Origin of the sequence: Streptomyces sp. NBC_01707 (assembly GCF_041438805.1) — a bacterium.
In the GTDB taxonomy this organism is placed as follows: Bacteria; Actinomycetota; Actinomycetes; order Streptomycetales; family Streptomycetaceae; genus Streptomyces.
This window is the reverse complement of sequence record NZ_CP109190.1, coordinates 6,009,530-6,021,498: the sequence shown is the minus strand read 5'-3', so window position 1 is coordinate 6,021,498 and position 11,969 is coordinate 6,009,530. Positions and strand designations below refer to the sequence as shown.

Annotated in this window: 8 protein-coding genes; 3 read left to right on the top strand and 5 right to left on the bottom strand. The window is 68.6% G+C overall.

The window, feature by feature from the left end:
* Position 1: 1 nt before the first annotated feature.
* The 3 genes from OG963_RS27125 to OG963_RS27115 all read right to left on the bottom strand — a co-directional run bounded on the left by OG963_RS27125 (position 2) and on the right by OG963_RS27115 (position 3,716).
* Positions 2-901, bottom strand: coding sequence for an ABC transporter permease (locus OG963_RS27125; RefSeq protein ID WP_093776549.1), 900 nt, complete (start codon positions 899-901; stop codon positions 2-4).
* Positions 898-1,893 (bottom strand): ABC transporter permease, encoded by a 996-nt coding sequence (locus OG963_RS27120; protein ID WP_093776547.1) that lies wholly within the window; start codon positions 1,891-1,893, stop codon positions 898-900. Before OG963_RS27120 ends, OG963_RS27125 begins: the two co-directional genes overlap by 4 nt.
* A gap of 86 nt (positions 1,894-1,979) precedes the next feature.
* On the bottom strand, positions 1,980-3,716 hold the full coding sequence (locus tag OG963_RS27115) for an ABC transporter substrate-binding protein (protein ID WP_093776671.1): 1,737 nt from the start codon (positions 3,714-3,716) through the stop codon (positions 1,980-1,982).
* Between the two features lie 221 nt (positions 3,717-3,937).
* Here OG963_RS27115 and OG963_RS27110 point away from each other — a divergent pair, with 221 nt between their 5' ends.
* The 3 genes from OG963_RS27110 (at position 3,938) to OG963_RS27100 (ending at position 8,565) form a co-directional block, all read left to right on the top strand.
* Complete coding sequence (locus tag OG963_RS27110) at positions 3,938-4,957, top strand: LacI family DNA-binding transcriptional regulator (protein WP_030926886.1); 1,020 nt, start codon at positions 3,938-3,940, stop codon at positions 4,955-4,957.
* A 243-nt stretch (positions 4,958-5,200) separates the two neighbouring features.
* Positions 5,201-5,971, top strand: a complete 771-nt coding sequence (locus OG963_RS27105; RefSeq protein WP_093776545.1) for an ABC transporter ATP-binding protein — start codon at positions 5,201-5,203, stop codon at positions 5,969-5,971.
* A 68-nt stretch (positions 5,972-6,039) separates the two neighbouring features.
* Positions 6,040-8,565, top strand: a complete 2,526-nt coding sequence (locus OG963_RS27100; RefSeq protein ID WP_093930367.1) for an ABC transporter permease — start codon at positions 6,040-6,042, stop codon at positions 8,563-8,565.
* A 93-nt stretch (positions 8,566-8,658) separates the two neighbouring features.
* Here the strand turns inward: OG963_RS27100 and OG963_RS27095 are convergent, their stop codons facing one another.
* Positions 8,659-9,963: a cyclopropane-fatty-acyl-phospholipid synthase family protein gene (locus tag OG963_RS27095; protein WP_093776541.1), complete on the bottom strand. Its 1,305-nt coding sequence runs from the start codon at positions 9,961-9,963 to the stop codon at positions 8,659-8,661.
* 297 nt (positions 9,964-10,260) lie between these two features.
* On the bottom strand, positions 10,261-11,646 hold the full coding sequence (locus OG963_RS27090; protein WP_030926879.1) for an NAD(P)/FAD-dependent oxidoreductase: 1,386 nt from the start codon (positions 11,644-11,646) through the stop codon (positions 10,261-10,263).
* Positions 11,647-11,969: the final 323 nt, after the last annotated feature.

The window sequence follows — 11,969 nt, the reverse complement described above, 5'->3', positions numbered from 1 at the left end:
CTCAGGCCTCCCTCAGCTTCGGGTTGAAGACCTCGTCGAGGCCGACATTGGCGACGTAGAGCGCGCCCACGATCGCGGTGATCCCGGCGCCGGGCGGGACGAACCACCACCACATGCCGAGTTGGAGTGCGCTCCACTGCTGCGCGCTCTGCAGCATCAGCCCGAGCGAGACGCCCTCCGTGGGGCCGAGCCCGATGAAGTCCAGTGAGGAGGCGATCAGGATGGAGCCGCCGAAGAGCAGGATGAACATCATGAAGAGGTACGAGCTCATGTTGGGCGCGATCTCGCGGAAGACGATCCGCCAGGTGGAGCACCCGCTGAGCCGGGCCAGGTCGACGAACTCCCGGGTGCGCAGCGAGAAGGTCTGCGCACGGATAGCGCGCGCCGCCCACGGCCATGAGGTGAGGCCGATGAACAGTCCCTGCACGGCGACGGAGCGCACCCCGAGATAGGCGTTGATGATCAGCAGGACGGCGAGGGCGGGCAGGACCAGCACCACGTTGGTGACCATGTTGAGGATCTCGTCGACGACTCCGCCGCGGTAGCCGGCGAGGAATCCGACGAGCATGGCGATGACGGCGGCGAGGGCTCCGCCGACGACACCCACCAGGAAGGTGGCGCGCAGTCCGTGCACGAACTGCGCGTACACGTCCTGTCCGAAGGTGGTGGTGCCCATCCAGTACGTCCCGTCCGGCGGTGCGGCCTGCGGTCCCACGTACTCGTTGGGGTCGGCGTTGTCGAGCAGTGGCGGGCCGATGACGCCGACGACCAGGAGCAGCGCGACGACCGTGAAGCCGATGAGCAGTTTGGGGTTGCGCAGGGCGTAGTGGAGCGTCTCGCGGGTCGGCTGGGGTGCGGGCACGGCGACGGTGTCGGTGGCCGGTTCGGGCACGGTGCTCACGAGTGGCCTCCAGCCATGCCGGTACGGGTGCGGGGGTCGACGACGACGTACACGATGTCGATGAGGAAGTTGGCGATCAGCACCCCGATGACGATGAACAGGAAGGCACCCTGGAGCAGGAAGAAGTCCTGGTTCTGGATCGCCGCCAGGATGAGGGAGCCGAGGCCCGGATAGGCGAAGACGATCTCGGTGACGAGCGCTCCGGCCACCAGGACGCCCAACTGGAGTGCGAGACCGGTGATCTGGGGCAGTACGGCGTTGCGGAAGGCGTACCGGCGGATGAGGCGCTGCGGTGCGCCGAGGGCCGACAGATAGGACGAGTAGTCGGACTCCAGCTCGTAAATGATCATGTTGCGCATGCCGATGGCCCAGCCGCCGAGCGCGACCAGGAAGAGGGAGAGGAAGGGCAGCACCCAGTGCTGCAGCAGGTCGACGGCGAAGTCGATGCTGTAGCTCGGCTGGATGTTCAGGCTGTAGCCGCCCGAGAGGGGGAACCAGCCGGCCTTGGAGCCCAGCGCCCAGGCGAGGATGACGGCGATCCACATGTACGGCATCGCGGTCAGCAGATATCCGGCCGGGAGCAGTGTGTTGTCCAGGACCTTGCGGCGGGCCGCGAGGGCGCCGGCCCAGTTGCCGACGAACCAGCTGAGCAGGATGGCCGGGATCATCAGACCCAGGGTGTACGGGAGAGCGTCGAGCAGGACATCGGCGACGGGCTTGGGGAAGACCCAGATGGAAAGCCCGAAGTCGCCCCGCAGGAGGGCGCTCCAGAAGTGCAGATACTGCTGCCAGACCGGCTCGTCGAAGCCGAACAGATCGTTGTAGTAGGAGCGCATCGCCTCGACGGCCTCGGGCTGGGAGACCCGGGCGCGGGCCACCATGGCCGACACCGGGTCACCCGGCATGAAGCGCGGGATCATCCAGTTGACGGTGACGGCGACGACGAAGGTCAGCGCGTAGATCAGGAGTTTTCTGGCGAAGTAACGGCGCAAGGGGGCTCCCCGGAGAGAGCCCCGCCGTGCGGACAGCGGCCAGGGCGCGCGCACGGCGGGGCGGGCATGGAATCAGAACGGCCGTGTCACTTGGCGGGCTTGAGCTGCGTGAGCGCCTCGAAGCCGCCCATCTCCAGCCAGTTGCGCCACAGGGCGGGGGCGTACTTGGGCGCTCCCGAGGCGTCCGACGGCCAGTTGGTCCAGGTCCCGGTGGTGGATTGCGACCAGAGGCCGTTGTACCAGAGCGGGATGACCGGCATCTCCTTGAGCTGGATGTCCTGGATCTTGGAGATGACCTGCTTCATGCCCTCGGTGTCGTCGGTCTTCACCCCACCGAGCTGCTGAACCAGCTCCCAGGCTTCCTTGTTCTCGTACCGGCCGAAGTTGACCGTGTTCTGCTGCTTCTGGACCGGGAGCTGGAACATGTACTCGTAGTACGTCCACGGGGTGTTGGAGAGCTGGCGCTCGTTGTTGATGACGAGGTCGAAATCGCCCTTGCCGCGCTGCTCGTTGAGGGCGTTCTGGTCGGGGAACTCGGTGGTGATCCGGATGCCCGCGGCCTTGCCCGAGGCGGCGATGACCTTCGCGGCCTCCATCCAGTCGGTCCAGCCGGTCGGCACGGCCAGCTTGAGGCTGATCTTCGAGCCGTCCGTGTTCTCCACGAATCCGTCGCCGTCGGTGTCCTTGTACCCGGCGTCGGTGAGGATCTGCTTGGCCTTGCCCGTGTCGTAGGAGAAGCCCTCCTTCGCCACCAGGTCCTGGTCGACGAACTGGTTCCACTGCGGGAGCAGCCCGGTCGGATCGGCGGGCTTGACCAGCTCTCCGTACACCCCCTTGACGATCTTCCCGACGTCGACGGATGCGGCGAGCGCCTTGCGGAAGGCCGCGTCGTTCATCGGCTTCTTCTTGGTGTTGGGCACCAGCCAGGCGGTGTTGGCGGAGAGCATGTAGGGCGGCTCGTCGTAGTACGAGACGACCTTCTTGCTCTTGATCAGCGAGGAGGCGCCCGGCAGGAAGTTGTTGCTCAGGTCCAGCTGGCCCTGGCCCAGCTGGCCGATGACCACTTCGTTGCTGGGGTTGGAGACGTCGACGATGTAGCGGGGGGCCGGCTTCATGTCGAGCGACTTGACTCCCCACCAGTCGTCGCGCCGCTGCCACACGACTCGGTCCTGGGTGTGGCTCTTGAGGGTGTACGCCCCGGTCCCTACCGGCTTGTCGTTGACACCGTCGAGGACTTCCTTGTCGGAGCGCTTGCTCCAGATGTGCTCAGGGACGATCGGCCGCCCGTAGAGGGTGAAGTCCCATTCCTGGTACCGGGCCTGCTTGAAGGTGAAGCGGACGGTGGTGGCGTCCACCGCCTCCGCCTTGTCGAGCCAGGTCCACAGGTTGTGGAAGGACGACGCCTCGATCTTGCCGATCCCGTAGGAGTAGGCGACGTCCTGGGCGGTGAGCGGCTTGCCGTCGGACCAGGTGATGCCCGGTCGCAGCTTCACCTCGTAGGTCTTGTCCGCGGTCCAGCTGCCCGACTGCGCCAGCCAGGGCGTGAGCTTGCCCGCGTTCGGGTCGAAGTGGAACAGCGTCTCGTAGACCAGGCCCTTGGTGCCGGTCGCGTGGTCCCAGTCGTGCAGCGGGTTGTAGTTGGCCGGCGGCCCCCACTGCGTACCGGTCGTGTAGAGCGTCTCGTCACGCGGAAGCGCGCCGCCCGAACCGCCGCCGGAGCCGCCCGATCCACCCGACGAGGAACCGCCTCCCGTGCACGCGGTGGCGGCGAGTCCGATCACGGCGAGCGTGGTCGCGATCCGTCCCCGGAATCCCGTACCCATCATCTCTCCCTTCCCCGCCATCCCTGCCGAGCGGAGTCACTGAACCGGGTAAGTGCCGTGAAGTTAAGACCGCCGAGAGGTCGTGTCAAGGGTGCGGGAGCGCTCCCATTCCCTTTGTTATCAGGCCAGTTGGGCGATCATCGACTTCCTCCGGGAGGTCGCAGGTGGCAGAGTCGGTCATTAGGATGGCCGAGGTACAGGAACCGGTTAAGCGAGGTCGCATGCCCAAGCACCGTCCTACGATCGCGGACATCGCGCGCCGCGCCGGGGTCTCCAAGGTCGCGGTGTCGTACGCGCTGAACGACCGGCCGGGGGTCTCCCCGGCGACCCGTGCCTCGATCAAGGCCATCGCGCAGGAGATCGGCTGGCGGCCCAACAGCGCCGCCCGCGCCCTGACCCGGGCCCGCGCCGACGCCGTCGGCCTCGCACTGTGCCGGCCCGCCCGGCTGCTCGGCATGGAGCCGTTCTTCATGGAACTGATCAGCGGCATCGAGGGCGAACTCTCCGCGCGCGGCTGCGCCCTGCTGCTCCAGGTCGTCGACGATCCGGCGCAGGAGCTGGAGGTGTACCGCCGCTGGTGGGGCGAGGGCCGGGTGGACGGGGTGTTCCTCGCCGACCTTCGCAGCCCCGACCCGCGGATCGAGGGCGTCGCCGAACTCGGGATGCCTGCCGTGGTGATCGGCCACCCCTCGGCGGCCGGCCCGCTCCCTTCCGTATGGTCGGACGACTCGGCGGCGGTGCGCGACACCCTCACGTATCTGACCGCGCTGGGCCACCGGTCCGTCGCCCGGGTGGCGGGGCTCCCCGATCTGATCCACACACAGCTGCGCGACCGGGCCCAGCGCGAGTTCTGCGCCGAGCTGGGTCTGGGCGAACCGCTGATCGTCCACACCGACTACTCCGGCGACGACGGGGCACATGCCACGCGGCGGCTGATCAGTTCCGCCGTGCGGCCCACCGCCGTCATCTACGACAACGACATCATGGCTGTGGCCGGTCTCTCGGTCGCCCAGGAGATGGGGCTCGACGTCCCCGGCGACCTCTCCCTGATCGCCTGGGACGACTCCCAGCTCTCCCGGGTGGTCCGGCCGCCGCTGACCGCGCTGAGCCGGGACATCCCGGCGTACGGAGGCCATGCGGCGCGCACCCTGATGGCGCTGGTCACGGAGGGCAGCGCGGCCGGATTCGAGGACTCCGCCGCCCGCCTCGTCCCGCGCGGCTCCACGGCGCCGCCGCGCTGACCGCCGGGTGCGGGGCGGCGGTCGCGACGTGCCGCAGGTGACGTCCCGGAGGTGACGCGCGCGGTACGGCATCAGGGTCGCCGTCATACCGCAGGAGGACGCGCGTACCCCGCCGATGCGACTCAAGAGGGCCTCCGGAACGGGCACGGGGGCTGACGACCGGCGGCGAATCGGCGGAGAGGATGAAGCGGTGCCTTGCAGAAGGCCCCGTACCTGAACCGAGCCCCGACCCAGGAGTCTCCCGTGACCACCATGTCCACCGCTCACCGCGCCACCGCGGTGGCCGCACGCGCCACGGAACTGTCGAAGATCTACGGAGAGGGCGAGACCAAGGTGACCGCCCTGGACCGGGTCACAGTGGACTTCCCGCAGGGCGAGTTCACCGCGATCATGGGCCCGTCGGGCTCCGGCAAGTCCACGCTGATGCACTGCGTGGCCGGTCTCGACAGCTTCAGCAGCGGTTCGGTGCGGCTCGGCGAGACGGAGCTCGGCTCCCTCAAGGACAAGCAGCTCACCCAGCTGCGCCGGGACAAGATCGGCTTCATCTTCCAGGCGTTCAACCTGCTGCCGACGCTGACCGCTCTGGAGAACATCACCCTGCCGATGGACATCGCGGGCCGTAAGCCGGACGCCGACTGGCTGCGTGGGGTGATCGACATGGTGGGTCTGTCCGACCGGCTGAAGCACCGGCCGACCGAACTCTCCGGCGGCCAGCAGCAGCGCGTCGCGGTGGCCCGCGCCCTGGCCTCACGGCCGGAGATCATCTTCGGTGACGAGCCGACCGGGAACCTGGACTCCCGCTCCGGCGCCGAAGTCCTGGGCTTCCTGCGCAACTCGGTGCGCGAGCTGGGGCAGACCGTGGTGATGGTGACGCACGACCCGGTCGCCGCCTCCTACGCGGACCGGGTGATCTTCCTCGCGGACGGGGCGATCGTCGACCAGATGGTGCGTCCCACCGCGGACGGGGTGCTGGACCGGATGAAGGCGTTCGACTCCAAGGGCCGTACCAGCTGAGCACCGTTCCAGCTGAGCACCCACCGCCTCCCCGCCCCGCTTCGGACCCCATCCCAGGACTGACAGACATGTTCCGTACCGCCCTGCGCAATGTGCTCGCGCACAAGGCCAGGCTGCTGATGACCGTGCTCGCCGTGATGCTCGGTGTGGCCTTCGTCTCCGGCACCCTGGTCTTCACCGACACCCTCGGCAACGCCTTCCGCAACCAGTCGGCGAAGAGCTACGACGACGTCGCCGTGGCCGTCACCACCCACGCCGACCGACGCGACGAAAAGACGTCCGGCATCGACGCGGCCACCCTGAAGAAGATCCGGTCCCTGGACGGGGTGGCCGCTGCCACCGGCCGGGTGTCCGGCTTCGCCGGGGTGGCCGACCCGGGCGGCAAGCTGATCGGCAACGGCTGGTCCAACACCGGTGGCAACTTCGCCCCCGGCGCGAACGGCAAGGACGCCTCGTACACCTTCGTCGACGGCACGGGCCCGGTCGGTGACAGCCGGATCGCACTCGACAAGGAGACCGCGAAGAAGGGCGCGTACGAGGTCGGCGACCGGGTCAGGGTCGCCACGAACGGGCCGGTGAAGGAGTACACCCTCTCCGGGATCTTCACCACGGAGGACGGCGCGGTCAACGCGGGCGGCAGCCTGGTCCTCTTCGACACCTCGGTCGCCCAGCAGCTCTATCTGAAGCCCGGCTGGTTCCAGGACGTCACCGTCACGGCCGCGGCCGGTGCCTCCGACCAGAAACTGCTGGACGCGGTGGAGCCGCTGCTGCCCGAGGACGCCACCGCCAGGACCGGCAAGGTCCTCGCCGATGACCAGGCGAAGCAGATCGAGGACGGCCTGGGCAACCTCAACACGATGCTGCTCGCGTTCGCCGCCATCGCCCTGTTCGTCGGCATCTTCCTGATCGCCAACACGTTCACCATGCTGGTCGCCCAGCGCACCAAGGAACTGGCGTTGCTGCGCGCCGTCGGCGCCTCCCGCCGCCAGGTCAAACGGTCCGTGCTCCTCGAAGCGGCCGTCGTCGGCGCGCTCGCCTCGGTGATCGGCTTCGTGCTCGGTATCGGCCTCGCCACCGGACTGCGCTCGGCGATGAGCGTGATCGGCGGAAAGATCCCGGCCGGTCCGTTGGTGGTCTCCCCCGTCGCGATCGGTGCCGCGCTCGGCGTCGGCATCCTGATCACCGTGCTGGCCGCCTGGCTGCCCGCCCGCCGCGCCGCGAAGATCGCGCCGGTGGCCGCGATGAGCAGCGTCCACGCGGTGGCCACCACCAAGTCGCTGGTCGTGCGGAACTCGATCGGCGGGGTACTCACCCTGCTCGGTGCGGCCGGGATCGTCGCGGGTGCGGCGGCCGGTTCGGACGGCCGGACGATCATCGGAGCCGGCGCCTTCGTGGCGCTGATCGGTGTCATCGTGCTGATCCCGCTGCTGTCGCGGCCGGTCATCGCGCTGGTGCGGCCGCTGCTGCAGAAGCTGTTCGGCGTCTCGGGCAAGCTGGCCGCGCAGAACGCGGTCCGTAACCCCCGGCGTACCGGAGCCACTGCCTCCGCGCTCGCGATCGGCCTCACCCTGGTCACCGGCATCTCGGTGCTCGGCGTCACGCTCGGCCAGGCCGTCGACCGGATGACGACGGACAACATCAAGGCCGACTACATGATCTCGATGGCGAGCGGCGACTCGCTCGACGAGTCCGCGCTCACCGCCCTGGAGAAGTCCGACGCCGTCTCCGCGGTCTCGCCCCAGCAGGCGGCCTCCATCAGGGTCGAGGGCACCTACCACGCGGCGTCCGGGGTGACGCCGGGCGAGGTGCAGAAGGTCTTCTCCGTGAAGACGGTCTCCGGTTCACTGGATTCGCTCGCCGACGGCGAGATCGCCGTCGGCGACAAGACCGCGAAGTCCAACGGGTGGAAGCCCGGCACCTCGCTCCCGGTGACGTACGACGACGACAAGAAGGGCACCCTGAAGGTCGGCGCGGTCTACAAGGAGAACGAGTTCCTCTCGCCCGTCCTGATGCCGAAGAACATCCTGGACGCGCACCAGAGCCGCCCGGACATCCGCGAGATCTGGCTGAAGACGGACGGTGGCGCGTCGAAGGCCAACGAGCAGGCCGTGGTCGACGCCCTGGGTGACAACCCGGCGATGTCCGTGATGGACCGTCAGGACATCAGGGACATGTTCGGCGGCTTCGTCAGCACGGCGCTGAACATCATGTACGGGCTGTTGGCGATGGCCCTGATCATCGCGGTGCTCGGGGTCGTCAACACCCTGGCGATGTCGGTCTTCGAGCGCCAGCAGGAGATCGGCATGCTGCGGGCGATCGGGCTGGACCGGCGCAAGGTCAAGCGCATGATCCGGCTGGAGGCCGTGGTCATCTCGGTCTTCGGTGCGGTGATCGGTGTCGCACTCGGTACGTTCCTCGGCTGGGCGATCGGCCGGACGCTGGCCTCAGCCATCCCGGGCTACGCCCTGGTGATCCCGTGGGACCGGATCGCGGTCTTCCTGGTGCTGGCAGCGCTGGTGGGCGTACTGGCCTCGCTCTGGCCGGCCCGCAGCGCGGCGAAGCTGAACATGCTGACGGCGATCAAGACGGAGTGACGAGTGAGCCGCTGACGGCCGGCCCCTGATACGGAGGGCCGGTACCCGCAAGCTGGAGCTGCGGGTACCGGCCCTCTCCGCGTTCGTACGCGATCAGTCGGCCGCGGAGGCCTTCCATTCGCGGGCTCGCAACGGCATCCGGGACGCCCCGCCGTCCATGGGACGCACCACGAGGATCTGGTTGACGCCGATCTTGTTGTGCTCGAAGGAGAGCGCGGAGGCCGCCATGTAGAGCCGCCAGACCCTGGCCCGGCCGGGCGAGGTCATGGTGACGGCGCGGTCCCAGTGCTTCTCCAGGTTGGCGACCCAACGGCGCAGGGTCAGTGCGTAGTGTTCGCGGATCGACTCGACGTCGCGGGCCTCGAAGCCCGCTTCCTCGAGCGTTGCGACGGTCCGGCCCACCGGCGCGAGTTCGCCGTCCGGGAAGACGTACGCGTCGATGAACTCGTCCACGTGGTACGCGGACTCGTCCTTCTCGGGACGGCGGGCGATCTGGTGGTTGAGCAGCCGGCCGCCGGGCCTGAGCAGTGCGTAGAGGCTGTCTGCGTATTCGCGGTAGCGGACCGAACCGACGTGTTCGGCCATGCCGATCGACGAGATGGCGTCGTAGGGGCCGTCCCTGACGTCCCGGTAGTCCTGGACCCGGATCTCGATCCGGTCCGTCAGCCCCTCTTCGGCGATGCGCTTGCGGGCGAACGCGGCCTGCTCGGTGGAGAGGGTCACTCCGGTGACCTGGGCGCCGTACTCGCGAGCCGCGTGCATGGCCATGGAGCCCCAGCCGCAGCCGACGTCGAGGAGGCGGTCGCCCTCCTTCAGGGCTAGCTTGCGGCAGACCAGGTCGAGCTTGTCGCGCTGGGCGTCCTCCAGGCTGCCGCCGTCCTCCCAGTAGGCGCAGGAGTAGACCATGGACGGGCCGAGGACCAGTTCATAGAAGTCATTGCCCACGTCGTAGTGGTGGCTGATGGCCTCCTTGTCGCGGCGCCTGGTGTGGAGGGGACCGGTGCGGCGGCGGACCTCCTCGGGGGGCGGGGGCGGGGGCGGCCAGGGCCCGGCAAGCTGCAGCAGGCCGCGCGCGGCAGCCCGCACCTTGGGGTCCCGGATCGGGTGGACGGTGTCCTTCGCGTCCGCCCCGCGCTCCCAGAGCAGCCCGGCCATCCGGTCCAGGGTCTCGTACAGATCGCCTTCGATGTCGAGCTCGCCGGCCACCCAGGCGCGGGCGAGGCCCAGTTCGCCCGGCTTCCAGAGCAGCCGGCGCAGCGCGCGGCGGTTCCGGACGACGAGTACGGGGGCACCTGGCGGTCCGGATTCACTGCCGTCCCAGGCCCGGATCCGGACCGGTACGGGTTCTCCCAGCAACTCCTCGGCGAGAGCGGTCAGCCGCAACGCGGCGTCTGCCATGGCGTACACCTCCGTGATGGTGTTTCCCAACGTGCCCGAACATGCCCAAACATGCCGTGAACCACGCCCTGCACCCGTGGTGCCACGACGAGGTACACCCCGGTCAACACTCTCCGGCGCCAACGCCATCCCGTAGCGGCGCAATGGATCGGCAAAATACCTGTAGTTCACACGCACTTACGGGTCGGAGGGCCGGCCCTCCCCGGGGACGCCGAAGGGGCCGCCCGCACCACGGATGGCGGACGGCCCCTTCGGGGTCATGCACAAGCTGCGCGGATGCGAGCATCCGCGGGTGGACTAGGAGGCGTTGGCCTTCTCGCCCTCGGCCTTGGCGGCGGCCGGAGCCGGAGCCGGCTTGGCGGCCTCGTAGAACTCCTCGCGCGGCGTCTCCATGGCGCCGAGCGAGACGACCTCGCGCTTGAGGAACATCGCAAGGGTCCAGTCGGCGAAGATCCGGATCTTACGGTTCCACGTCGGCATCGCCATGCCGTGGTAGCCACGGTGCATGTACCAGGCGAGACGGCCCTTGAGCTTGATCTTCATCTTGCCCATGACGATCATCGCGACGCCCTTGTGCAGGCCGAGACCGGCGACCGCACCCTTGTTGGCGTGGCTGTAGTCCTTCTGCGGGAAGCCGCGCATCCCGGAGATGACGTTGTCGCCGAGGACCTTGGCCTGACGCAGTGCGTGCTGGGCGTTCGGCGGGCACCAGGCGTTCGGGTTACCGGCCTTGCGGCCGACCATGTCCGGAACCTGGGCGTTGTCGCCCGCGGCCCAGATGTAGTCGGTGCCCTGCACCTGAAGCTTCTCGGAGGTGTCCACGTGACCGCGCGGGCCGAGCGGCAGGCCGAAGCGGGCCAGCGCCGGGTTCGGCTTCACGCCGGCCGTCCACACGATGGTGTTGGAGTCGACCTCGAGGCCGTTCTTCAGGACGACGTGACCGTCGACGCAGGAGTCCATGGAGGTCGAGAGGAAGACCTCGACACCACGGGACTCCAGGTGCTCCCGGCCCCAGGTGCCCAGCTTCGGGCCGACCTCGGGAAGGATCTTGTCGGCGGCGTCGACGAGGATGAAGCGCATGTCCTCGCGCTTCACGCTCGTGTAGTACTTCGCCGCGTCGCGGGCCATGTCCTCGACCTCGCCGATGGTTTCCGCACCGGCGAAGCCGCCGCCCACGAAGACGAACGTCAACGCCCTGCGGCGGACGTCCTCATCGGTCGTCGAGTCGGCCTTGTCCAGCTGCTCGAGAACGTGGTTGCGCAGGCCGATGGCCTCCTCGATGCCCTTCATGCCGATGCCCTGTTCGGCCAGGCCGGGGATCGGGAAGGTGCGGGAGACCGCGCCCATCGCGATGACCAGGTAGTCGAAGGGCAGCTCGTAGGCCTCGCCGACGAGCGGCGCGACCGTGGCGACCTTGCGGTCCTGATCGATGGTCGTGACGCGGCCGGTGAGAACCTCGGCCTTCGGCAGTACGCGTCGCAGCGGGACGACGACATGCCGAGGCGAGATGCTGCCGGCGGCGGCTTCGGGGAGGAAGGGCTGGTAGGTCATGTACGACCGGGGGTCGACGACCGTGACGGTCGCCTCGCCGTAGCGCATCTTCTTCAGAATGCGCCGAGCTGCGTACAGGCCTACGTACCCACCGCCTACTACGAGGATCCTGGGACGCTCCGTGGTGCTCATGCCATCGAGTATCCACCCCACCCGGGGGGCACGCTCGTGAGCCCCTTCACAAGGTATCCCCGACCCTCTGCTACACTTCGCCGCCCACGTGACCGAGGTCATGGCGGTGCGGGGGAACCACCGTGCCGCGGCGAACGTTGTTCACCGCTTGTGAGCAGGCCCTTGAGCCCCCCGAGCGCGGTGGACCACCCCGTTCACCCGCCCCCTCGAAACACACTCGAAACCGTCCCGCATGCGCGGCAGGCGGACCCGTCGGCGGCCATGGAAGCCCGTACGGAGCAGAAGTGTGGTCCGGAGTGCCGAATTCCTTGTGAAGAAGTTCA

What these genes read in the sequence shown, in the direction of transcription:
- OG963_RS27115 (WP_093776671.1), bottom strand. Translation starts at nt 3,716, where the DNA reads ATGGGTACGGGATTCCGGGGACGGATCGCGACCACGCTCGCCGTGATC.
- OG963_RS27110 (WP_030926886.1), top strand. Translation starts at nt 3,938, where the DNA reads ATGCCCAAGCACCGTCCTACGATCGCGGACATCGCGCGCCGCGCCGGG.
- OG963_RS27095 (WP_093776541.1), bottom strand. Translation starts at nt 9,963, where the DNA reads ATGGCAGACGCCGCGTTGCGGCTGACCGCTCTCGCCGAGGAGTTGCTG.
- OG963_RS27100 (WP_093930367.1), top strand. Translation starts at nt 6,040, where the DNA reads ATGTTCCGTACCGCCCTGCGCAATGTGCTCGCGCACAAGGCCAGGCTG.
- OG963_RS27090 (WP_030926879.1), bottom strand. Translation starts at nt 11,646, where the DNA reads ATGAGCACCACGGAGCGTCCCAGGATCCTCGTAGTAGGCGGTGGGTAC.